The 24,955-nt window shown below is 37.5% G+C and carries 22 protein-coding genes; 1 reads left to right on the top strand and 21 read right to left on the bottom strand.

Annotated features, from left to right (window positions below; translation table 11 throughout):
* Positions 1-272 precede the first annotated feature (272 nt).
* The 9 genes from prsW to D1839_RS13335 all read right to left on the bottom strand — a co-directional run bounded on the left by prsW (position 273) and on the right by D1839_RS13335 (position 9,933).
* Positions 273-974: a glutamic-type intramembrane protease PrsW gene (gene prsW / locus D1839_RS13375; RefSeq protein WP_120380470.1), complete on the bottom strand. Its 702-nt coding sequence runs from the start codon at positions 972-974 to the stop codon at positions 273-275.
* A 199-nt stretch (positions 975-1,173) separates the two neighbouring features.
* Positions 1,174-2,151, bottom strand: a complete 978-nt coding sequence (locus tag D1839_RS13370) for an asparaginase (protein WP_120380469.1) — start codon at positions 2,149-2,151, stop codon at positions 1,174-1,176.
* Between the two features lie 146 nt (positions 2,152-2,297).
* Entirely contained in the window at positions 2,298-3,263 is a 966-nt protein-coding gene (locus D1839_RS13365) for a YpdA family putative bacillithiol disulfide reductase (protein WP_120380468.1), read from the bottom strand.
* 309 nt (positions 3,264-3,572) lie between these two features.
* Positions 3,573-4,853, bottom strand: coding sequence for a Glu/Leu/Phe/Val family dehydrogenase (locus tag D1839_RS13360; RefSeq protein ID WP_120380467.1), 1,281 nt, complete (start codon positions 4,851-4,853; stop codon positions 3,573-3,575).
* A gap of 438 nt (positions 4,854-5,291) precedes the next feature.
* A complete protein-coding gene (locus D1839_RS13355; protein ID WP_120380466.1) occupies positions 5,292-5,873 on the bottom strand; it encodes a genetic competence negative regulator in 582 nt (193 codons plus the stop codon).
* Between the two features lie 573 nt (positions 5,874-6,446).
* Positions 6,447-6,749 (bottom strand): hypothetical protein, encoded by a 303-nt coding sequence (locus D1839_RS13350; RefSeq protein ID WP_120380465.1) that lies wholly within the window; start codon positions 6,747-6,749, stop codon positions 6,447-6,449.
* Positions 6,746-7,330, bottom strand: a complete 585-nt coding sequence (locus tag D1839_RS13345; RefSeq protein WP_120380464.1) for a CPBP family intramembrane glutamic endopeptidase — start codon at positions 7,328-7,330, stop codon at positions 6,746-6,748. Before D1839_RS13345 ends, D1839_RS13350 begins: the two co-directional genes overlap by 4 nt.
* A complete protein-coding gene (locus tag D1839_RS13340; protein ID WP_120380463.1) occupies positions 7,317-8,867 on the bottom strand; it encodes a RecQ family ATP-dependent DNA helicase in 1,551 nt (516 codons plus the stop codon). Before D1839_RS13340 ends, D1839_RS13345 begins: the two co-directional genes overlap by 14 nt.
* A 1-nt stretch (position 8,868) precedes the next feature.
* Positions 8,869-9,933 carry a helix-turn-helix domain-containing protein gene (locus D1839_RS13335; RefSeq protein ID WP_120380462.1) on the bottom strand — a complete coding sequence of 355 codons (1,065 nt, stop codon included), beginning with the start codon at positions 9,931-9,933 and terminating at the stop codon, positions 8,869-8,871.
* A 316-nt stretch (positions 9,934-10,249) separates the two neighbouring features.
* On the opposite strand from D1839_RS13335, the gene D1839_RS13330 reads away from it, so the two are divergent.
* A complete protein-coding gene (locus tag D1839_RS13330; RefSeq protein ID WP_120380461.1) occupies positions 10,250-10,495 on the top strand; it encodes a ferredoxin in 246 nt (81 codons plus the stop codon).
* 568 nt (positions 10,496-11,063) lie between these two features.
* On the opposite strand, the gene D1839_RS13325 is transcribed toward D1839_RS13330, so the two are convergent.
* The 12 genes from D1839_RS13325 to D1839_RS13270 form a co-directional block, all read right to left on the bottom strand.
* Positions 11,064-11,579 carry an ECF transporter S component gene (locus tag D1839_RS13325; RefSeq protein ID WP_120380460.1) on the bottom strand — a complete coding sequence of 172 codons (516 nt, stop codon included), beginning with the start codon at positions 11,577-11,579 and terminating at the stop codon, positions 11,064-11,066.
* Positions 11,580-11,587: 8 nt separating this feature from the next.
* A complete protein-coding gene (locus D1839_RS13320; protein ID WP_120380459.1) occupies positions 11,588-12,022 on the bottom strand; it encodes a DUF4430 domain-containing protein in 435 nt (144 codons plus the stop codon).
* Between the two features lie 488 nt (positions 12,023-12,510).
* Positions 12,511-14,292: an ATP-binding protein gene (locus tag D1839_RS13315; protein ID WP_120380458.1), complete on the bottom strand. Its 1,782-nt coding sequence runs from the start codon at positions 14,290-14,292 to the stop codon at positions 12,511-12,513.
* Positions 14,292-15,008 carry a response regulator transcription factor gene (locus D1839_RS13310; RefSeq protein WP_120380457.1) on the bottom strand — a complete coding sequence of 239 codons (717 nt, stop codon included), beginning with the start codon at positions 15,006-15,008 and terminating at the stop codon, positions 14,292-14,294. Before D1839_RS13310 ends, D1839_RS13315 begins: the two co-directional genes overlap by 1 nt.
* Positions 15,009-15,398: 390 nt before the next feature.
* Complete coding sequence (gene ccsB, locus D1839_RS13305; RefSeq protein WP_120380456.1) at positions 15,399-16,589, bottom strand: c-type cytochrome biogenesis protein CcsB; 1,191 nt, start codon at positions 16,587-16,589, stop codon at positions 15,399-15,401.
* A gap of 233 nt (positions 16,590-16,822) precedes the next feature.
* Positions 16,823-18,466 (bottom strand): cytochrome c biogenesis protein ResB, encoded by a 1,644-nt coding sequence (locus D1839_RS13300; protein ID WP_120380455.1) that lies wholly within the window; start codon positions 18,464-18,466, stop codon positions 16,823-16,825.
* A gap of 33 nt (positions 18,467-18,499) precedes the next feature.
* Positions 18,500-19,072 (bottom strand): thiol-disulfide oxidoreductase ResA, encoded by a 573-nt coding sequence (gene resA / locus D1839_RS13295; RefSeq protein ID WP_199690163.1) that lies wholly within the window; start codon positions 19,070-19,072, stop codon positions 18,500-18,502.
* A gap of 57 nt (positions 19,073-19,129) precedes the next feature.
* Complete coding sequence (locus D1839_RS13290; protein WP_120380454.1) at positions 19,130-19,867, bottom strand: pseudouridine synthase; 738 nt, start codon at positions 19,865-19,867, stop codon at positions 19,130-19,132.
* A gap of 766 nt (positions 19,868-20,633) precedes the next feature.
* Positions 20,634-21,161, bottom strand: coding sequence for a spore maturation protein (locus D1839_RS13285; RefSeq protein ID WP_120380453.1), 528 nt, complete (start codon positions 21,159-21,161; stop codon positions 20,634-20,636).
* Positions 21,162-21,749, bottom strand: coding sequence for a nucleoside recognition domain-containing protein (locus D1839_RS13280; protein WP_120380452.1), 588 nt, complete (start codon positions 21,747-21,749; stop codon positions 21,162-21,164).
* The gene (locus tag D1839_RS13275) at positions 21,743-22,852 is read right to left on the bottom strand and encodes a D-alanyl-D-alanine carboxypeptidase family protein (RefSeq protein ID WP_120380451.1); all 1,110 of its coding nucleotides are present in this window, start codon (positions 22,850-22,852) and stop codon (positions 21,743-21,745) included. Before D1839_RS13275 ends, D1839_RS13280 begins: the two co-directional genes overlap by 7 nt.
* A gap of 255 nt (positions 22,853-23,107) precedes the next feature.
* The gene (locus D1839_RS13270; RefSeq protein ID WP_183030241.1) at positions 23,108-23,974 is read right to left on the bottom strand and encodes a superoxide dismutase; all 867 of its coding nucleotides are present in this window, start codon (positions 23,972-23,974) and stop codon (positions 23,108-23,110) included.
* Between the last annotated feature and the right edge of the window lie 981 nt (positions 23,975-24,955).

Below are 24,955 nucleotides of genomic sequence, written 5' to 3'. Positions count from 1 at the left end.
TAGTTTTAACGTAGTCAAGATAAGTAGACTACTGCTAGAACAACGCGAGCTGAGGAGACCTGCAAAAGCGGTTTTTGCTTTTCGAGGAAGATAAGGAGACTTGCGGAAAGCGAAGTATTTTGACATAGCGGTGAGAGAAATTTTTAAAAGGCAAATAAGCCGAACAATTATTCGGCTTTTGCTATATAGTATTTGCTTATGTCCAGCCTCTTCTTGATTGAATTAGTCGTTTAATAACAAATATATTTTTTAGCATGTTTTTGGATAAGTGTTTACGGTAGACGCTTCATTGCTTGAGTTTCTTGCTTATTTTCATTTAGATTTTGCAAGGATGAATGTGTCATATTAGCTACCTTCATCCTATGCAGTGCGACAAGCCATAAACCAATCATAAATGGTACTAAAACAATGATCCAATTACTGGAGACAACGGTTAGAATATAATGATACGTCCCATGTAACAAATATGGGATTAAGAAAGCAAAGAAGATGTTTCGGCGTTTGTGAGCAGAAGTGATTTTTGCTTTCCCAAAATAATAGCCCATTATAACTCCAAATAAAGCATGAGAAGATACGGGGAAGAAAGCACGTATAAAAGCATAGTTGATTCCATTAGTAAATAAATATAATACATTTTCCAATGTGGCAAAGCCAAGACTAATAGCGACTGCATATACAATTCCATCGTAATGTGCATCAAATTCAGAATGGTGATAAATAGCGTACATAAAAATAAACCATTTAAAAAATTCTTCCAATAAACCTACAAGCAAAAATGATTCCATCATAGGACTATTCACAATACTTTCAGCTTGAAAAACATACTGAATAAACATGATAGGGAAAACTAATAACATTCCTAAAATAAAGTTGCGAGCAATTAAGGTTAATGGTTCAGTAAAACGATCTTTTAGATAAAAGAATGACATTAATGCCAAAGCTGGCGCAACACCAGCTGATAATATAGAAAACATAGCTCCCTATCCTTTCCCATGATGAACGTTGCAAGTCAAATAAACAGTTTACCTAGACGATAATATCTCTTGCACTGGCAAAATAATAGCTAAGAGGACGAATGGAAAAACAACCAACAATGCCCCATGATTTACTATTGCTAAATAAAATGGTGAGGTATAAATTTCATGTAAAATCTAAAGTTGGATGGACATTTGCCTAGTTCGGGTTAAATAATGCGGCTATATCTTTATGTTCGCTCGCTAAACCAACGATTAATTTTATACGTGCCTTTTTACTGTCGTAATCTCTGCCTAAAATAACACCAGCCTGTTTTAAATCAAAAGTACTTCCCTTATAATCATATGTTGTGTACACTTCGCCTTCAACTGCAGATGTTGTAATAACGACGGTAATCCCAGATTCGACGCAGCGTCTAATTTCAGACATCATTCCTGGCGTGACTTGACCTCTGCCAACACCTTCTAAAATAATGCCGTCCACATTTGCTTCCCTTGCCGCCCTTATATATTTATCGTCTGCATTCATATAACATTTGATAATATCGACCTCAGGTAATAGTGCTGTTAATTCATAATATTCATTTTCTAATGGTTTTTGAAATATATGCACAGCTTCATTATCAATAATTCCTAAATAACCGAAACCGAACGAATTAAATCCTTGCACATTAGAAGCATGCTCTTTTTTTACATAACGTGAATGGAATATTCGTTCATTAAAGACCACTACCACTCCGACATGGTATAAATCTTTACAGCATGCAGCTAAAACCGCATGCTTAATGTTAACAAAAGCATCTGTCCCAACTTCACCAGGTGAACGCTGTGAGCCAGTAAACACAATTGGTTTTTCATGATTGGTAATAAGATTCATAAAATAAGAGGATTCTTCTAACGTATCCGTGCCTTGGGTAACGACAACTCCAGAAACTTGGTCATCCATTAAATATGAATCGATTCGCTCTTTTAACGCTAATAAATCATCAAACGTAAGATGCATGCTGGCTTTTTGGAGCATGGATTCGACCTGCACGTCAATATGTGCAGGAATATCACAATAATTTACAATTTCCTCCCCAGAAATGACACCGGATTCCAATAGTCCTGTATCTGCCTTTTTTTTACTTGCGATTGTGCCACCAGTAGCAATTAAGACCACTTTTTCATTCTTCATAAGGCACCACCTACAATCTTTGTATTTTTGCTGTTTTTAACCTCAATAATAGTCTAATAGTATCATTTTAAAGATGTTTCTTACAAGAAAACACCTCATTATTTTTTGCGTGGAAATGGATTGCTAAAGTTTTGTTTTTCCAAATGCTAGTTTATTTTTGCTGCAATGGAACGGGCGATGGCTTCCCCATGAAATCGACCATTTTCGATAAAAATTTTATTATTATTAAAACCAGCTGCAACAACTCCAGCTATATATATACCGGCTATATTCGTTTCATACGTTGTTTCATCGTAATTAGGTTCTCCTGTTGCTGGATTCACTTTTATTCCAATAGATGTTAACAATGAAAAATCAGGATGGTAACCCGTCATTGCAAATACATAGTCATTTGGTAACTTGTGTTTTTTCTGACCAATTTTATAAATTAATGCATCATTTGTAATTTCACACACATCAGCATGAAAGATCATTTTAACTTTTTCTTTTCGTACAAGTGAATCAAATTCTGGTAATATCCATGGCTTAATACTTTCAGAATACTTACTACCTCGGTAAAGCACTGTAACGTTAGCACCAGCTTTGTGTAGTTCCATTGCTGCATCCACAGCTGAATTTTTTCCGCCAATAACTGCGACATTTGTACGAAAATATGGATGACCTTCCTTAAAGTAATGCGATACTTTCTCCAGCTCTTCACCAGGTATATCCATCATATTTGGATGGCCATAATATCCTGTAGCTATTACGACTTGTTGTGCAACGTATTCTTGTTTCGTCGTAACGACACGAAATTCATCACCCATTTTTTCCACCTTTATCACTTGTTCAAATGTACGAATTCGCAATTGCTTACGTTCAGCTACAGCACGGTAATAGGAAAGCGCCTGATTCCGTACTGGTTTATGTTTTTCTGTAATAAAAGCGACATCTCCAATTTCTAACTTTTCACTGGAACTAAAAAAAGTTTGGTGGGTTGGATAATGATAAATCGCATCTACGATATTCCCTTTTTCAATAATTAACGGTTGTATCCCTACATTTTGCAATTCGATAGCAGCAGACATTCCACAAGGTCCTCCACCAACGACAATTACTTTTTCTTGTTGCATACATATTACCCTTCTTTCTACTCAAAAGTTCTTCATCAATTTTCTCCTGTTGATAAATAATTTAGGTCAAAGCGAATGCATCTTCAGCTAATACATAATTAAACCATGTGTATGTATTCTTCTCTTCTTTCATTTCAATGTTAGAAATGGATTGGAAACGAGATGAGAATGGTTACTGATTTTTGAAGCACTCTGCCCACTTTGAAGCAAACATTTTTTGCTCGTCTCCACAACGTATAGAGAAAAAACTCTTATCTAACTATACAAGATAAGAGTTTTTTCGTCATTTATCACGCTTGTAATCTCGCTTTAAACCCAGCCACGGAATCTGGAAGCTTCAGCCATTTTACGAACACCGATCATATAAGCAGCCAAACGCATATCAACACGTCTTGTTTCAGCTGTATTATAAATCGAGTTAAAGGCTTTAATCATCGTTTCATGGAGTTTCTCATCTATTTCCTCTTCCGACCAATAATAACCTTGATTATTTTGTACCCATTCAAAATAGGATACAGTAACGCCCCCGGCAGAAGCTAAGACGTCTGGAACTAATAATATACCACGTTCGGTTAAAATCTTTGTACCTTCCATCGTTGTTGGTCCGTTTGCAGCTTCAACTACAATGGTTGCTTTAATATTATGCGCATTCTCTTCCGTAATTTGATTTTCAACAGCTGCTGGCACGAGAATATCACAGTCCATTTCCAATAACTCTTGGTTTGTAATGGTGTTGTTGAACAGTTTGGTTACGGTTCCAAAGCTGTCCCTACGATCTAATAAATAATCAATATCTAGTCCATCTGAATCGTAAAGCGCACCGTAAGCATCTGATATACCCACTACTTTAGCACCTGCATCGTGCAAAAATTTAGACAGGAAGCTTCCGGCATTCCCAAACCCTTGGACGATGACTTTTGCTCCTTTTACATCAAGACCTCTCTTTTTCGCAGCCTCATTAATACAAATTGTGACACCTTTCGCAGTTGCAGATTCCCTTCCATGTGATCCACCAAGTACAATTGGTTTTCCAGTGATGAAGCCAGGACTATTAAATTCATCAATACGACTATATTCGTCCATCATCCAAGCCATAATTTGCGAATTTGTAAACACATCTGGTGCTGGTATGTCTTTTGTCGGCCCAACAATTTGGCTGATCGCTCGTACATATCCTCTACTAAGCCCTTCTAGCTCACGGAACGACATTTCACGAGGATCACATATAATACCACCTTTTCCGCCGCCATATGGCAAGTTAACAATGCCTGCTTTCAAGCTCATCCAAATAGATAATGCTTTCACTTCTTTTTCAGTGACGTCTGGATGAAACCTTACGCCACCTTTAGTTGGTCCAACTGCATCATTATGCTGGGCACGATATCCAGTAAATACTTTAATGGAACCATCGTCCATCCGAACTGGAATACGAACTGTCATCATTCGAACTGGATCTTTGAATAATTCAAAGACTTCCTCAGGGTAACCCAGTTTCTCCAATGCAGTTTTAACAACAGCTCGTGTTGAACTTAATACATCCATTTTTTCATTTACTTCTTTGGTAGAATCTGCTGCGTTATCGGCTACCATGAATTTACCTCCTAGAATATCTATAAATAATTTATGGACAGAGGATGTTCAAAGCTTAGGAAAAAGGCGATGGCCATTTCTAGAAATGACGGATTTGATACGTCTTTTCTACCATCTGCGTTTTTATCATAACCCTTACTATATAGGTATTGGGTTCTTTTTCCACTTTATTGAACATACGCTAATAGCTGTACTCAGACATTAGTATACACTTTCACTGTAAATATGCAATAAAATTACTCGTATTTTCTACTTGTTAGAATAGTAATGATTGAAAAGGTATAAGCATTTGTCTGAAAACAGCGATTTGTTCCAATAGTTATCGTAACATTTTATGTTATATGGTGCTAGTCAATATGCTCTTTAAGACATAAAATCTTGCACTTGTTAGTAAGTACGCCGTGATTAAAAAGGTGAAATTGTATCTTTATTCGATTACTAGGTGTGAAATAACGCTTGAATTTGTTTTACTGCATCTGAAGAGAAAAGCAACTTTCCATACTCTTGTAAACGGTAAGTAGTAACAATGCTTGGGTTAGCATACTCAGACAAAATTGCGATAATATCCTCCCGATTGGCACCATTCAACTCCGTATCACTTAATAACATATAATAATAAGGGTCCATATAATATATTTTCCCACCCGTAATATTCATGGAATCTAAATATGGTGCCACACCAATAATTGCTTCAACATCATAAAAAGAAAATAGCAACTTTTTATTTTCGTCCAGTGTGACCTTCATTTCAACAAAATCATCATCAAAATCTACATCTTCACACTTCTGCGTTACAATAATATGCATCCCTTGGGCTTGCATCAAATGAACTTGTACAAGCAGTGCCCCTTCCAGCTCAAAGCCCAATTCCGAACTAGCTTCATACATCATATCACTAAATAGTTTTCGGACACCTGACCCATCATACCATAAGTCATCCTTTGTAAAACCTCGTTCAATTAAGTCATCAAATGTCAAAAAAATCGTAAACTGGTTGTTAGACACTCTTTCAATTCGCATCACTGTAACCTCCTTTAACATGCATAAAGTGACCCTTCAATAAGTGGAGTATTTTCCAACCCCCATTGATTATTAGTATCACACGGATATGACCTAAAGCCCCCTGAAAGAATCAGGAATTTAGACCGCATCCCCCACTTAAGCTTTTAGTAGAGCTCCCTTGATTCTTGAAATAGGGAGTTTACGGCGTCTTAATTTCGGATAAGCAGAAGCCCAAACTTTATCTACAAGCTTTTTTCTACTCTTTTTATACTATATGCTGCAGAAGTTATTGTTGAACATGTTTCATCTACATTTATCCGCATCTAAAGCGCCTAGATTTCCTACTTAAATAAGGCTTGCAACTTAAGGCAAGGATGTAACGATAATTCGTTCCAACAGATAAGTAAAGAAGGTGGAGGAGTCCATACAAACTCCAAACCAATCTAGCCTTTTCTCAGAAAAAGATTACTCCGCCCTAGCGGTTTATCTGTAATCTGCAAATTCTCCTCTATTTTAGCGCTGCTAGGCAGACGCCGCAGGAGTTTTAGTTTTTTACGGATATTTAACAGAACGTTTTCTGTATAGATAAAACTAAAATAAGGTGCCTGATAGCAACTCCTCGCCAATGAAAAAATAAGCTCCGACGATGATTACCACGAGAAGGAGTATGATAAACAGTAATCTCTGCAAAGGATGACCTATTTTTAATCGAGTCGATTGCTTTTTGCGACGATGAACTTCTTTTCGTGGTGGTAAATTTAAAATATCCGTATCTGTCTCCAATTCTTTATCGTCACGCTCTTGTTCATCGATACTGGTTTCAGTTTCACTTACTCCCTGTACCATTTGTCGCAACTGTGTTGCTTGATCGTTTAACTGATTATCCTTATTCATCGTACCCACACCTCTCTTTTAAAGCGGATGAAAAAACCTAATAAAGCATCGACGACAAAATGTGCAGTAATAGTTACAGCTAAATTATTGGTTATATGAAAAAGGTAACCTAAGTAAAAACTAACCAACAATATGGAAACAAGTAATAGCGGCTTTTTTAAATAGCGAAAGTGAATAAGTGCAAATAGTATACTCGCCACCCAATATCCGAAAGTAGATTGAATAACGCCCCGAAACAACATTTCCTCAGCTACAGCAACTAAAAACGAAATGGAAATGATAAACCAAATGGGCTGGTTAGAAAACAACTTTTCATTTATTCCATCATCGTCATAATATGTAGCTGGTAAAGTGTAGGTTAGAAGCAAATTAATAGTAACAATAATAAGCCCTGGCAATATCCCATAAAAAATGATGTCCTGGGAATTCCAATGAAACAATTGCTGCCACTGATCAAGAAAGGAATCAAACAACAAGAAGCTCCCAACAAAGGTTAGAACCATGAGAAAAAACTGAGAAATAAACATTTGCTTCCGTAACTCTTGCATATCCATTCTTTTAATATAATCACTCTGTTTCATAAATAGCCCCAATAAGTAATTTCTGTTTTAGCTTTTCCTGCCAAGAATAGTTCATACTATCTGGCGTTTGTTTTTGCGGTGGATTCCAGTTTTCCCATGAAAATCCACAGTTACTGCAGCATTGAAATGTAGCAGGATGATACGAAAGCTGAAACTCTTTATATAAATGTTTCCTTAAACAATCTGTTTGATGGACCCAGTTTAGCACATGAGTCAATTTAGCCTCTTTGATTTTGTTTCTTTTTACAACATAAGAATCAATCTGCTGATACACTTTTTTCCACTTCTTAGAATGATAATAAATCTGATTTTGCTTGATGATACCATGCTTTTCTAAATGATACCGGATAAAGCGCCATTGAATCTCAGAAATGTTTAACTGCTGGGTCATTTCCTCTTCTTGTAAAGGCAAACGTTTCTTTTGGTCATACCATAACTTCAGCTGCTGGAATATCGTAACTAGTTCATGTTTTTCTGGAAGTTCACGACTAATTATAAATTTTGGCAATTGTATATCTTTATTACAGTATAGCAAAAGACTGACGCTTGCTGCTCCATCCCTCCCGGCTCTGCCAACTTCCTGAATATAACTTTCCATTTGCGTGGTTAAATGATAATGAATAATCAATCGAATATCTGGTTTGTTGATTCCCATACCGAAAGCACTTGTACAACAAACAACATCTATTTGATCGCTCATAAATTGCTGCTGAATGGAAATGCGATCATGCTGCTCCATGCCACCATGATACACTGCAATCCGCCGATTCAGTTTACTAGCTAAAGTTACAGCAACTTCCTCCGCCTTTTGACGACTGGAAAAATAAATTAATGATGGAACACGATATTTTTGTAAAATCTCCGTTAAGATGGTTACTTTTTCTTGTTCTACTTCTACTTTTTGAATACAAAACGCCATATTTGTCCGATCAATTGGATAAATATGTTTTGTAAACGGTAATCCTCCTAATGAATCAATAATATCCGTTTGTACTTTAGGGGTCGCTGTGGCACTAAGAGCTAATATTGGCGGATAATTACAATGGGCAATAATTTGCTTTAGACGCATATAGTCAGGTCTGAATTCATGACCCCATTGAGAAATACAGTGCGCTTCATCAATAACAAATAAGCGTACATGCAGTGTTTTCAGCCTAATTTGAAACATTTCCTGTTGCATTAATTCAGGAGAAACATATATTAATTGATATGTATGTAACGATTGCAGCACCTGTTCCCGTTCTTTTCGATCCATAAAACTGTTAATTGCTGCTACTCGCTTCCAACGCTTTGCTTTTAATTGCTTCACTTGATCTATCATTAAAGAAATAAGCGGTGATACAACAATGGTTATTCCATCTAGTAACATCGCTGGTAATTGATAGCACACAGACTTCCCAGATCCAGTTGGCAGTACACCTAAGACATTTTTCCCTGTTAAAATATCATCAATGATTTCTAGTTGCCCTTGACGAAAAGAGTCATAACCAAAGTAATCAGTTAATTTCTGTTTTAAATAGTCAACATGTTGTTGCATATTAACCGCCTACTTTCTGCGTATTTGTTAACATCGTTAAAACTAGGCGAATATGAAAATAGGAAATATGCTCTGGTACTATTTCTTTTATTAGCTTGAGCTTATAAGTATTCACTTCGTTAAAAGCATGGATAATAATCTTTTGATCTGACCGGGGCACATATGCATCAATTGGAAATTGTGAATCATACAATGCAATTTCAACCAAATGGTCGTAAATTGTATTCATTCTTAGCTTTCTATAGTCAGCAATTGCTTCTATAGTAAAGCCGTCACGCAACAATTGGTACGTTGTTAATGCAGATGCAGTTACATAGGGGATTTCGGCTTCTGGTATTATTGCATTTAAAATCGGGTAGGTATGCTTATTATGATTTATTATATCGATCATGCTGTGCAAGCAAGCCGTTATCGTTAGCTCAACATCAATCATTGAAAGAAAATAACTATTTGCCAATTGATGGATACTATTCCCATAATTGTCATAGCTTGTTAAGCGATCGACAAAAATTTCTGCCATTAGAGCAGGAAACGTTTGTAATAATCGTTGTAATTCAGCATGCAATTGAATTAAAAAATCGGAGGTATCCCTTTTTATTCGCTGGTAAGCTTTCTTTACCCAATTTTCGATTGCTTGATTTTCAACTACGGGAATGAATTGGAATTTATTCCTATGTACATTTGTAACTGTTTGGATAAGTAATTTTAATCGCTCCCAAAACACAATACTGCTATTCCCATATTGTAAACCAAAGAAATAGGAAAGAGGTAATTCTGTCTTGTAGTCGTCTAACCACTTCATGCCATCAGGTGTTATCAGGTAAGATTCTTCTTTAGAATCTGCTACTTGGATCAATTGGTCTTTTTTTAAGGCATTACTTACTTGATGAAAATAAGGTTTTGAAAGCTTGGGACAAATAGAATAAAATTGTTTTAAGTTATACATATGGATATCCTGTACCGTTTGAATCGATTTCCTACCTGATATAACATGATAGGTAGCTGAAATCGACCTTTCGCCTTGTAACCTATGAATACAGCTTAAGATAACTCCTTCTAAAATCAATCCCTCTCATCCCCATTCACTGCAAATCATACTGTCTGCCTATTAAAAAATATCGAAGCGTTTTACTTCGCGATTCGTAGCATATACGAAAAATCTCTCAGGAAATATTGTTTCCAACAGGCATGCCAAAAACCTCTATAAAAATAAAGTTTACTATATTATAGCATTTACCAACTATTACAGCATTGAATTTTCATTTTCTCAAGTATAAACTAAAAGATGTACAACTGTCAGTAGATACGTTACTAAATCGACTGATATCCGCACATTGCTTGATGAAATAACTACAGCCGCATACTACAAAGGAGTTCTGTAAATGTGTTATTATACAAAAATTGATAGAGAGACATGTATTGCTTGTGGAGCTTGTGGTATTGCAGCCCCGGACCTATATGATTATGACGATGAATGTATTGCTTTTTTTGTTAAAGATCATAATCAAGGCATTACACCCATTAAAGATGCATCCGTCGATGCAATGCTAGCTGCTTATGAAGAATGTCCAACCGGTTCTGTCCAAATTTCCAAACTCCCGTTTCATCAGTCAAAGAATGTTAAATAAACTCCATGCTAAATGCATCTAGAAACAGGATTAAAGGTATATTAAAAGCTGATTTGACCTAAAACGATAAATAATTTCCTCAGAATTCCTTAGAGGCTTTATTTAAAAGTTAGAGTTCAAACAAAAGATTAATTTATTCGACTGCTACAGGTTTGACAGCCCTTTGACACAACCAGCGGATTTGCTAAAATCATACCGCCCTATCTCCTCCACTCCTGTATTTTGGATGCGTACAGCCTGGTATTCATAACTTTTAGTTGCCATTAAAAATCAATTCTAGAAATAAAATCACTTGGAATGTATTTCTCCATTGCACTAGTTCGGAAAAACGTATTGATTGAAGTAGTGTATTTTTCACGTGTTTAATTGACCATCAGTGAAACATAATTGCAAAATCTTTGGAGCTTTTTACATAGATGCAAACAAGCTATTTAGTTAATTGGCTAGCTTTACTTAAATGTTGCTCGCTTCAATGCAGCATATTCCTTGCTGAATGACCTTAATGGGCTGTAGCTAACAAAAAAAGCTTGTAGAAAATCGCTAGGAATCTCTGCAAGCTGTAAGTTTATCAGTCGTTATTATTAATAGGAAAACGGTATGAAGCATATTTCTTTATTAAATATGTAATTAGCGGGTAAAACATAAGCATAAACACTGCATTACCGGTCGCATGATACGTATCAAATGGTAAACCGCTTAAGTAATAAGGCCAAAAGGAACCGGTTATTTGGTAAGTCGTTAATGAAATGATAAACCCATAAAAATAACCCGTAAAAATAGAAAATATAACCAAAAACAGAAATGGCGTACGTGGAAAGAATTTCCCTATCCAACCACTAATTACTCCAATGGCTCCCCATGAAATCATCTGCCATATAGTCCAAATCCCCATTCCAAGCAACAAATTAGAAACAAGAACGACAATTACCGTTAATAATAATGCACTAACTGGACCTAATATCACACCAGCAATAATGATGATTGCTGTAACTGGCTGCACATTAGGAAGAAATGCAAACCAATATCTTCCTATAACGGCAAGTGTAGCTAGTATCGCAATTAGTGTCAGTTTATACGTATGCATTCACAATGTCATTCCCAAGCCTGGAAATCAAAAACTACTTTGTCACCCGGCTTTAATTTATATTCGGCAGCACCAACATTTGGCATCTCGCCATTCACCGTATAAATCCAGCCTTTTTTCTCTCCATCTTTTGCAGATAAGCGTTCGATAGAAGTAATAAATTCCCCATTTTGTTCTGTTTCAATGTAAAAATTTTCTTCCATTACATTCATTAAAATAGCGCCTTCTTCAATTGGGATTTCCTTTTCATGTAAATATTCGGCACCATCGTCCTTCGATATTGTGATCAATACTGTTTCTTCGGCTTGTTCTTTTTGTACTTCTCGCTTTTCAGAAGATTGATTGGTTTTTGTATCCGGATTGCCAGCCTCATCGTTTCCGCAGCCTGTTAATAGCGCAATGGCAATGAAAAATGCCCCGAAGCGAAATAACCATTGTTTCATATTATCCATCCTTTCTGATTTCATTTATTACGTTTTCTATCTCTTGGGTAATATCCTGTAATACTTCAAATGCCTTAAATAGTATCTGAGTAAGTTGAAAATTCCCTCAAGCGATTTCACTTTATCATATCATAAAAACAAAACACATTTAAGGGGGGATTTTACGATCCCTGCTGTTCTCAAATATGAACAAAGGATCGGGACGCCCGGTTAGCAACGTAGCGAATGGAACGAAGCAACTAAAGTTTTAGAAATCATGCCACTAAAAACAGGGGGATGCCGACGCCTGAGTGGCAATCCCGTATGTAGTCGGCCTTCCTCTTAGCTACAACCAATGATGACTTATCGGAGGGCGATTCGTGAAGTCGCATCGTTGCTGGGATCATAAGCCGGAAGTGGCTTATTCGGTTATTTTGTTATACATCACCCACTAATTTTATACTTTCTTAACTTATTGAAAAAACTAAAGATTAAATTACAATTGCCTCCTACTTTTCTTCCCATTGTTTCGGTATGCGAAAGTAAAAGGCTGTCCCCTGATTGAGCTTACTATTGACATTGATCGTCCCTTGGTGGGCATCAATAATATTCTTGGCGATAGCCAAACCCAAACCAGTCCCTTTTTTCTGCTTATCTCTCGTTCTTGATTTATCAGCTTTATAAAAACGCTCAAATACAAATGGTAGGTCTTCTTCTGGAATACCACTTCCGCTATCTTGAATTTCTACATAAAATGCTTCGTTATCATTCGTTACTTTAATATTTACATAACCATCTTTACTCGTGTGTCGAATCGCATTATCGATCAAATTCGTAAAGACTTGCTCGATGCGGTCTGGGTCGAATCTCGCTGTAGGTTCTAAAATGGTTTTATCTAGATGTAAAGAGATATTATTATCGTTGACAAGCCCTTGAAATTTCTTATGAATTCTTTCCACATAAGGTCCAACCTTGACTTGTTCTCTACGCAAATGAATATGACCAGCTTCCATCCGTGCTAAGTCCAACAGTTCATTAACTAATCGACCCATTCGCAGTGATTCGTCATGAATGATTTGTGCTAATTCATTTTTTTCTGCTTTTGATTCTGCAATATCATCGACAATTGCTTCACTATAACCTTGAAGCATGGAAATCGGCGTGCGCAACTCATGAGAAACATTGGCAATAAAATCTTCCCGTAACTTGTCCATTCGTCTTTCTTCGGTCATATCTCTTATTACAGCGACAGCACCTCGAACGTAGGATTGGTCGTATAAAGGAGTCATAACCATAACCCAATTTCTTCCTTGTAAACTAAGTTCGTGCATGGCTTCTGTTTCCCCATCGATGACTTCTTGTAAAATTGTTTTTAATTCATATGGCAATTGTCTTTCCTCTGCACGATAAGGAAGATTATTTTCATAATACCAGTCTTCAATAAAGCGATCTGCTGGAGCATTCGTTACAATCATATCACCTGAACGGTTTAATGTAATAACCCCATCCGCCATAGAACTGACAATACTGGATAGCTGTTCCTTTTCTTGCCTTAGTGCATTTAAATGGAACTTTAACTGTCTGCCCATACGATTAAAGGCTAGCGCTAACTCTCCTATTTCATCATGCGTTAAAATAGGAACTTTTGTGTTAAATTCACCTCTGGCCAAATCGAAAGCAGCCTCTCTCATTTTAATAAGCGGAGAGGTAATCCTCGTGGACAAGAAAAAAGCAAAAATAGTTGTTAACACAATCGCAATTCCAGCTGCTAGAAAAATAATTTTAGTTGTTTCTGCTTTCGTTTTATCAATAACATTTAATGATTGGTAGACATAAATAGCTCCATCTTGGTGCTTCATTGGCACTCCAACAATCATCGCTTCTCGTTCACTGTCTGGTAACCTCATTTGTTTTTGAACTTGAACATTATTAGTGAGCACAGATGAAAGCCCCTCTTGCTCCAACCAATCTATTTTCAACTTAGATAATTGCTCATCTTCACTGTCAGAAACCCATACGTCGCCATTGCCAGAAACAATCGCTACTCGACTAGATGGATCTTTTACGCTCTCCGTTGTTTCTTCGATTAGTTTTTTTTCGTCATGTGCATCAGCATGTGTATTAACGAGCATCGATACTTTTTCAGCAGTTTGTAACATATCTTGCTCTGCTTCCTGAATATGGAAATCTTCAAAAAACTGTAAAAGCAAAATAGTTAAAATAAATAATACGAAAGAAACTAGCAATAGAATGGTTATTGCTAGTTTACCTACTACACTTCGCCAAAACATCAGTCTTCATCCACCTCAAACTTATAACCAACACCCCATACTGTCACAATCATTTGTGCTGCTTCCTGAGATACTTGGTTCAATTTTTCACGAAGTCTTTTAACATGGGTGTCAACTGTCCGTAAATCTCCAAAAAATTCGTATTGCCATACTTCTTTTAATAAATGCTCACGATTAAAAACTTTATCCGGAGACTTAGCTAAAAAGCATAATAACTCATATTCTTTTGGTGTTAAGCTCACTTCTGCCCCATCAGCAGTTACACGATGTGCGTCATGATCAATGGTTAAGTGAGGAAAAACCAACACATTTTTCGCCGTCGTATCTGTTTCCTGAAATGTAGCACTGGATACGCGACGAAGTAAAGCCTTTACACGCAAAACAACCTCTCGAGGGCTAAAAGGCTTCACAATATAATCATCGGCTCCGATTTCAAAGCCTTGTACACGGTTAGCTTCTTCGCCTTTCGCTGTTAGCATAATAACTGGCGTATCTTTTTCTTTTCGTAGTTCTTGGCATACCTCCACACCGTCCATCTCCGGCATCATGATGTCCAGTAGAATCACATCGTAGTGATTTTCCAAAGCAAGTGTTAATGCTTCTCTTCCATTTTCAGCTTCTTCAACGAGAAAACCATCTCGTTCCATATACATACGTATTAGTCTGCGAATTCTTTCTTCATCGTCCACTACTAATACTTTTGACTCTTTGTCCATATTCGTTCCCCCTTGTAACCTATCCTGCCTATTAAGAGTATAAACTAAGTTGTATAAAATGTATAAAGAAAACTTGGATATTGAAAGGATAGACCATTTACGATTTGTCTAGCATAGACGTCACACTCCGTTAAAAAACTTTCTTTTACCCGCATAAATTGAATTTTCAATTAGTGGGGCATTCATTCCCCTCGGATATTCGTAACGTAATGATATGACCTAAAGGCCACATACGAAATAAGGCATTTAGGTGCTGGCATTTCCCACTTAGACTTGCTGCTGTAAAGATTATCCAACTCTTGAAGCGGGGGGCTTATAGCACCTTTGTATACGGGATAAAATAAAAGACACCACTATAAACAATAATGATGCCTTGCGATTTTCCAAAGACTAAGCATATGAGTGTAAACCTGCCAATACAAGGTTTACCACAATTAAATTAAACATGATTATCGCAAAACCGATTGTAGCAAGCCAAGCAGATTTTTCTCCGTGCCACCCTCTCGAAAGGCGTAAATGCAAAAAGGCTGCATAGAAAAACCATGTAATCAAAGCCCATACTTCTTTCGGGTCCCAGCCCCAAAATCTTCCCCAAGCTTCTTCTGCCCAAATAGAGGCAAAAATGAGCCCACCTAACGTAAATAAAGGAAAACCGATCGCTACAGAGCGATACATAATTTCATCCAGCAAATCTGGCCTTGTTTTCTGAAGCAATGGTTGAATCGTAGCACCAAGTCTTTTTCGAAATACTAGTCTTAATAGAAGATAAAGACCTGTTCCAAAAATGATCGACCATAGTAATGTATTAAATTTTCGCCCTGCATCTGTACCATGCATCCATTCAGGTATTTCAAACCATGGTTGCATAACATCATCTGTTAATAACGTACCGTCCGTTGGTGCAGCAATTGGCGGCATATGATATTTTGTTTCTACGGTTCCATTTCCGGTATTATTAGGATACTCAAACACGGCTTGATAATTCATCACATTAAATAGTGTTGTTGCCAAAATAAATCCGACAAAGAGAATTAATGCATACAATGTGATCTCCAACCAAGTAGTTCGTTTGGTCGTTTTTGTTTGATCAATTTGACGAATCAAATAAATTAATCCTGCCACAAAGCTAATAGTTAAAATTCCTTGTGATAATGATACGGTAGTAACATGGATGTATAACCAGTGACTCTGCAGTGATGGAACTAAAGGAGCTACCTCCGTTGGAAACATACTGGCATACGCAATAATAATTAAGGCAATCGGTAATGCAAAAAGGCCTAATATCGTCACCTTATAAATAAAATACAAGATAATAAATCCTAGCACCGTTGCCATTCCAAGGAAAGCCATATATTCAAACATATTACTAACAGGGGCATGACCGCTCCCCATCCATCTAGTAAAAAAGTATCCTAATTGAGTAATAAAACCAAGGATAGTTAACGTAATTCCTATTTTAGCAGCTTTTCCATCAGATTTTCTTCTACTTCCAATTGTAAACGAAAAAAATAAAGTTGCAACTAAGTAAAGTAAAAATGCAGCATATAAAAACATACTACTTAATTCAATTAAGTTATTCATGAAACCCCTCCTAATGAACTGAAACTCCAATCAGTGGTGGTGCTTTCTCCCACACTGGTTAAGCTAAAATCGAAGACGTCACGTTACCACGCCTCTTACGACTGACAACTTACAGACCCAAAATGGGCATGGAGATGCCGTTCTCTCCTACTTCGCCCTTTTTGGTTTCTGGCAGACGCCTGCAAATGGAAGCCGTTCTACTGTACCTGATATAGAATTAATGGTACGACTATCTATTTATCTAATTCTTGTTGATCCGTTACCATCTGAATATTTGTTCCATCAATCATTTTTTCAATGTCACGTTTAACACCATGCCAGTTTTTATTCGTATGAGCAGCTAACAAAATCCCACCATCTTGAGGGCGGATCCAAATTCTGCGATGGTGCCAGTACATCCCCTGAATAACACCAATCATAAAGATGATAGCGCCGACAATAAAGTATGGCAGTGAATAATCCCGACGCACACTCAATCCACTAACATCACGCATCTCAAAGTTTGTAATCCCAACTTTATAATTATTTTCGCCAGTTGCGTCGATATTCTTACCAATCCCTAAAAAGCTAATTTCTGGTTCACTTCCATCAGGTGGGTAAACCATCATCACAAATGCTGGATTTCTTGGATAGTCCGTCTCTGAAGCTGGTTCCCCCTTATCATCCAAGTAATAATCAGGATAATAGTTATTAATTTCTACTTTAAATCCACTTTCTAACTCATATTCGGATTTAGGTGAAGTAAAATCAACTGTAAATTCCCCCAGTGATTGTTCATCTGCATCATCGGTTTCATGAATTTTAAATGACATACTGGAAAATTCATTTTGCTGATAACCCCGCTGGTAAACTACATACTTGTCAAATTTGATTGGTTCGTTTAACCGAATACTCCCTTCCTCCACCTTTTTCAACTCAGGTTCGGCACCAGTCACTTCAGGTTCCATTGCTTTATAAATAACGGCATTTGTTTGATAATTGCTAGCTACCGGCGCCCCTTCCTTCGCTAAAGCGTCTTTAAACTTTTCATCTTCAGGATCATAATTTTCCAAAATAAAATCTTTATTCTCGATGTAATACTGCTGATCCGTTCCAGGGATAACCTGTTTTTCTCCTTCACGTACCCAGACGTACTCCTCCATGTAAAAAACAGAGGTTTGTCTTAAAAGGGCTGCAAGCAAAATAATAATTAATCCAATATGATTGACATATGGTCCCCACCTTGAAAATCTGCCCTTCTCAGCAAGGATATGCCCATCTTCTTCAGTTATATTATATCGTTGCTTCTTTAATCTTTGTTTCACAGTTTCCATATCTTCTTCACTAACATGGTCTGTTTGACTAAACAATCTTTGTCTTTGCAAAAAGGTTGCATGTCGTTTTGCTTTTTGCTTGCGTAACGCGCGAAATAAGGGAACGAAGCGATCCAGACTGCAAATTACTAGTGATATACCAATTAAAGCAATTAAAATCATATACCACCAAGAACTATATAAGTTATGAAAACCTAATTGATAGAATATTTGCCCTGGTATTCCGTAACGCTCTTCATAAAAAATAGCTGGATCTCTGGAAACTGCATCTGCCGGTATGTATTGTTCCTGTGGGAAAATTGATCCAACAGCAGAAGCTATAAGAGCAATGACGATGAGCCAGACACCTACTTTAACAGAGGAGAAAAAGCTCCAAATTTTATCGACAATCGACTTATTATACGTTTGTGAGCGCCGTGCAGTACCGTCATATCGCATATTTAAAAGCTTCTTCTTATCATTGCCATCAATATGCTGGTTTTCTTCAATTGGTTTCCCACACGATTCACAAAGTACGGTACCCTCTGGATTCACATGACCGCATTCACATTTAATTTTTTTCATTTCATACCCCTTCCCATTACAAAAAGACATTTACTATGGGGTTATCTCTTGCAGATAACCATCTAATCGTTCTAGGCTTAATGCCCCATTTACTACCTCCACAATTTTACCTTGCGGGTCGATAAATACTGTACTTGGAATAGGGCCAACTTTATACAAATCTCTTACCTGGCTATCTTTATCATGAGGGATCGGGAAAGTCAAGTCATACTTATCAATGAAACGGTCTACAACTAATTCTGTAGAGTCTAGACTAACTGCAACTATTTCTACCCCTTTTTCTTTATATTCAGGATACAATTTTTGCATATAAGGCATTTCTTCTTCACATGGTTTGCACCAAGTGCCCCAGAAATTAAGCATTACCCCTTTTCCTTCTAAATCACTTAAACGAACCGTTTCCCGATCATTGTATTTATTGATTTGCTCCAGTTGAAAATCAGGAGCATCGTCTCCAACATCATAGATGATTTTATCATCCTGTAGGTTTTGTACGACTGCAAATACAACTGCCCCAACCAATACAAGTAAAATGAATGACCGAAATATAAAGCGATTTCTTTTTTTATTCTTTTTTTTCTTTTTCATTTCCTCTAAACTCATCATGAATCAACTCCCAGAGCCATTATATCATTTTGGAAGAATGGAAATTTTGACTATTATTCAACAATTTTGCTCTGCTAAATGCCGCATTTGTTTTACTTCCTTTGGAGTTAATGGGCGGTATTCTCCCGGTCTTAAGCCATCTAATGTCAGTAAGCCGTATTTCTCACGCTTTAATTTCAAAACCGGGTAGCCAAGAGTCTCCATCATTCGACGTACATGTCTGTTCTTTCCCTCTCTTAAAGTTAATTGCAAAATGGTATAATTCCTCTTTTTATCCGTTTCTAGAATGCGATAATGGACTGCTTTTAAAATATCCTGTTCTGAACGAACCCCTTTTCGAAGTTGTGCTAACTCTGTTTTTTCCGGAATTCCTTTTATTTTAGCAACATACTCTTTATCTACCTGGTAACGTGGGTGCATAAGTAAATTAGCAAATTCTCCATCATTGGTTACAACGACTATACCTGATGTATCATAGTCCAATCTTCCAACTGGGAAGACGCGTTCTTCTATTTCGCCGAGCAGATCAGTAATTACTTTTCTTCCTTTATCATCTTTTAAGCTAGTAATAACACCACGTGGCTTGTACAACAAATAGTAAACAGGTACTTCTTTTTCCAGCGGAACGCCGTCTACTTCAATAGTATCATTAGGTTTGACTTTGGTGCCTAGGGTTGTAACAACTTTATGGTTTACTTTCACTTTCCCATCTAAAATGAGTTGCTCTGCTTTTCTCCTTGATGTCACGCCACTTTGGGCAATTACTTTTTGTAGTCTCTCATGCGTGTTTGTCATTTTATCACCACTACCTTTATACGTTCAAAATATTGCAAAGCTTCTATCCCAAGCGGTAGCCAGAAAACAAGAATGTAACCGCCACTTTGCTTTGTTGTTTTGCATTGGAATATCAATTATACTATACGGATAAATGACATAGATAACAAATCTTACGCATTTATTCTGTATACGCATGCTTATCTTTCCCCTTTTTAACCAACGATCACCACCCATCTTATCAAGTATAAACATGTTGAACAACTAGTACTTTCACAGATAACTATCAATTACCCACATGCGTTATAATTTATCCCGCATGAAAAGTACCGTTAAAAACCTACCTCAAGAATGAAGAGCGATACTAAAATTCTATATGGGTGAAAACGACACTCAATGCATGATTCGGTAGGCTGGTGAGTTCAGTCACGAGAGATTTATAAGGAACAAAGGCGCAGAGCGCTCATTTAGCAACGTAGTGAATGGAACGAATCAACAAAAGTTTTAGGAATCATGCCACTAAAAACAGGGGTATGTCGACGCCTGAGCGGCAAGCCCGTTTTTAGTCGGCCTTCCTCTTAGTGACAGACCGATGATGCCTTATCGGAGGACGCATTTCTAAAGTCGCATCTTGCTGGGCTCGTGCGCCGGACGTGGCTATTCGTTATTTCGTTATCCAAAAGCACTTCATTTTATAGTTTTCTATACAATAAAAAACGCCCTACATTTCGTGTAGGACTTATCCGAGGAAACTACTTTCTGCACGTTCATAAAGTCAAAAGGATTATTAAAATAGAATCGAAACAATTACAATTGAAGCAATAATCCCCATTAGATCTGCTAGCAAGCCGACTTTTAGTGCATATCGCATTTTCTTAATTCCAATAGCTCCAAAATATATCGTTAAAATATAGAGCGTAGTGTCAGTACTACCTTGCATGACAGACGCAAGCCTTCCGATGAAGGAATCCGGACCATATGTATGGATTAACTCCGTTGTCATTCCTAATGCTGCTGTACCGGATATTGGTCTTACTAAAGCAAGCGGGATAATATCAGGCGGAACCCCAATCGTTGTCAAAATAGGACCTAATAAGTCAATAAAGGCCTCTAACGCTCCAGAACTGCGCAATATCGTGATTGCTACAATCATGCCGACTAAAAAAGGAAGTAAAGAAAAGGCCATTTTCACTCCCTCTTTACCTCCTTCTACAAATACTTCATATGCCGGGACTTTTTTTATCGTTGCCGTGACTAACACAATTAAAATAAAACAAGGAACCAGCCAAGCACTAATTATAGTTACCAGTTCCATTTATGACGCCCCCCATTTACTTCGATGATAAAACATCCGATCAATAATAATTGCGCTAATTGTTGATATAAGCGTCGCCATTATGGTTGCACCAACGATTTCAGTAGGTGATGCGGATTGATATTGCATACGGATTGCGATTACTGTCGTAGGGATGATCGTTAAGCTCGATGTATTTAAAGCTAAAAATGTGATCATCGACCTAGACGCTGTTTCACTTCCACTCAACTGTTTCATCTGCTCCATTGCTTTAATCCCCATTGGAGTTGCTGCGTTTCCCAAACCAAATATATTTGCCGTTACATTAGAAAGAATATACCCAATAGCTGGATGATCCTTGGGAATTTCCGGAAACAGCTTTACAATAAGTGGACGAAATAGTTTTGCTAAAACAGCTAAAATACCTGCTTTTTCCGCCACTTTCATAATGCCCAACCAAAATACGAGTACACTAATCAATCCAATCGACAAAGTAACTGCCTCACTTGCACTAGAGAAAATAGCTTCATTAACCTGATCCATTGTTCCATTGAGCATTGCATAAATGATACCAATTGCTGCCATCGATACCCAAATGATATTTACCATAAAACATCAACTCCGGAAATATGCTGAAATAATTGATAAACTTTCTCCATGAAAGGTTTATTATCATCCGACTTTTTTTGTTCTTTTAATACATTTGTTTCCGCAATGGGTTTCCCATTTAAATAAAATACATTTTTTCCAATCCTTTTTTCTTTAGTAGAATTCTTTTTAATCAATAATTGGCTGGATACATCATCCTTTTCCTGTTGGCTTAATGGATATTTTACCTCTTTCTCTAAGTATCCTGAATACACTTCATTACTTTCTTCTTGTCGATAAGAAATGGTTTTTTGCTTCGTCAATGTTTCTAATTCATACTGCTCAAAACCCCATTCAAACATGGCAATATGATCTCTCCAATCATCAGGAGCATCTAACGTAACCGCGATTAATTCCAGATTATCTTTTGCGGCTGTGGAGACTAACGTCCTCCCTGTTTTTTTAGTGTAGCCCGTCTTTCCTCCAGTACTATGGTTATAATATTTAGTTAACAGCTTGTTTTTATTTTGCCATGAATATGTACGATTCTCTGCTAAATAAGATGTAGCACCAGTTATTTCTCGAAAAGTAGGATTATCCATAGCGTAACGCATGAGGAGAGCCATGTCATATGCGGTTGAATAATGATCCGCTTCATCAAGTCCGTGTGGATTAGCAAAGTGCGTATCGTTCATCCCGAGCCACCTTGCCTTTTCATTCATCAAGTAAACAAATCCTGATTCACTTCCTCCCACATGTTCACTTATTGCTACAGCTGCATCATTTCCTGATCGCAACATTAAACCATATACTAGATCTTCTAACTTCATTTTCTCCCCTTCTTCTAAATAAATGGATGATCCCTCTGTATAGATTGCTTTGCGACTCGCCTTGGCTTTTTCCGCCATTTTGCCGGATTCAATCGCAATAATAGCAGTCATTATTTTAGTAATACTGGCAATGTTAGCTTTCGAATAAGCCTGCTTTTCAAATAGCACACGTCCTGTTGTTTGTTCAATGAGAACTGCATTATTAGCAGATACTTGAGGAGCGGCTTGTCCTTTAATCGGAAAAAAAATCATTAACAGGATTGTTGTACAAATGGCAACTAATACAGATCGCATAACCCTGGTTCCTCCCAATCGTGGTCTCTTTACAATCTATGCATGTCCTAAAAAGTTATGCTAAAAACAATTTGCACACATAACATGAACGCTTATGAGGCATAGCCTTACCTACGTGCTATCAAAAAACGAAGTTGGTTCCCGTTTTTTCGGTTTATTTCTTCATCTGAATTCAATTTAGAAAGGCATAGGAAAATAGGACAGAATCGTTGCAGCTGTCCTTCCCCTAGAGAAATCCTTCTGTTTTCATGTTCGTTAATATCCGTCCCATCGCAGCTGAGATGCACGCTTGTAGCGATCATTTATATCTTTCCAATTAACTACATTCCACCAATTATCGATATAGGCTTTTTTATCTGTTTTATACTGCAAATAATAAGCGTGCTCCCACACGTCCAGTACAAGTAATGGGGTAATATCTGCTATTTGAAATAGCTGGTGTTTTTCAAAAGACTGAACACCCAACATACCGCTTCTTGGATTCCAATAGAGGACAGCCCAACCATCCCCTTCAACTGAATTAGCGGTATTGGTAAATAATGTCTTAAAGCGTTGCCACGATCCAAAGTCATGCTCCATTTTAGTTCGTAATTCTCCGTGAGGCTGTTTACTTGAACGGGGTGTCATATTAAACCAAAAAATAGTGTGTAACTGATGACCCGATCCATGGAAAGCTTGTTCACGTAACCAATACTTTACATATTTATCATCTGTATTCTTACCGTATAATGCTTTCTCCGCTTTGTTTAATCCATCTACGTATGATTGATGGTGCTTGTTATGATGTAAACGCATAATTTCTTCACTTATATAAGGCTCTAAAGCATTATACGCATAAGGTAAGGGCGGTAGCTTTCGCTTACCGTAAGCGATTGGTTGCTTTGAGCTACGATTTTGACTCCATTCATCTAAGAACTGTTCGCCTTGATTTCGCAGTTCCATCAGCTGTTCATATGCAATAGGTTGATTAGAATGAAGTATATTTCTCAACCTATGCTGCCAATTTTCCAGTTGCTCGATTACTTGTTCTTGGTTTACTCCTCTCTCTTCCACCAGCTTATTTCTAACCTCATCTCCCCAGTGGATTAATTGTTGGACATATCCATTTTCATAATGACTCATGTTATCACCTCTTTGTAGCATATGCCCACGTACCCAGTATGTGATTGAGATAAATTTACTGCGCTACTTATATGGCCACATTTCATTCCATGAATTTGAAGACAAGAACAAAGGGTCGGGGGCGCCCGATTAACACCGTAGCGAATGGAACGAATCAACGAAAGATAAAGGGAACACTTCCCATCAGCGGGGTTTTCTTCATCCCCGCTGATGGTTAGTATTACAAAGGTATGACCTAAAGGCCTTTGAACGAATCGGGGATTTAGGTGCTGTTAGCTCCCACTTGGACTTGTTCCGCTCACATCTCATTCTTAGACCATGAGAGTCTGTAATGCCTTTTTACGAAATAAAGCAATCATGCCACTAAAAACAAGGGTATGACGACGTCTGGGCGGCAAGCTCGTTTTTAGTCGGCTTTCCTCTTACAGGCGAACCGATGAGGCCTTATCGTAGGAGATTTCGTAAAGTCGCATCGTCGCTGGTCTCATGTGCCGGACGTGACTATTCGGTTTTTTCGTTATCCTTAATCACCTATTTTATAGTGTCCTATACCAGAACAAAGGCGCAGAGCGCCCGTTTAGCAACGTAGCGACTGGATCGAAGCAACTAAAGTTTTAGGAATCATGCTCCTGCAACAGGAGTATGCCGACGCCTGAGCGGCAAGCCCGTTTTTAGTCGGCCTTCCTCTTAACCTCGAACCAATGATGACTTATCGTAGGGCGATTCGTGAAGTCGCCTAGTTGCTGGGTGCTGGAGCCGGACGTGGCTAAATAACTTCGTAAGTTTATCCACAGCTGCAAAATTTTATAATTTCCTCACTAGCGTTGCATAAACTTTATATTTCAAAGTCAAGCGAAAATATATTGTTCCAAAATTAGGAATAATGGGAGTTTTCACTACAAATATCCATAAAAAAACCTTATAATAAGGGAATGGTAGTCCTGTCCAAATCCCAAATTATAAGGAGTTATCATGGACAAT

The sequence above is a fragment of the Roseburia sp. 1XD42-34 genome (genome assembly GCF_009917385.1).
GTDB lineage: Bacteria > Bacillota > Bacilli > Bacillales > Amphibacillaceae > Virgibacillus.
This window is presented reverse-complemented; position numbering and strand designations above follow the sequence as displayed.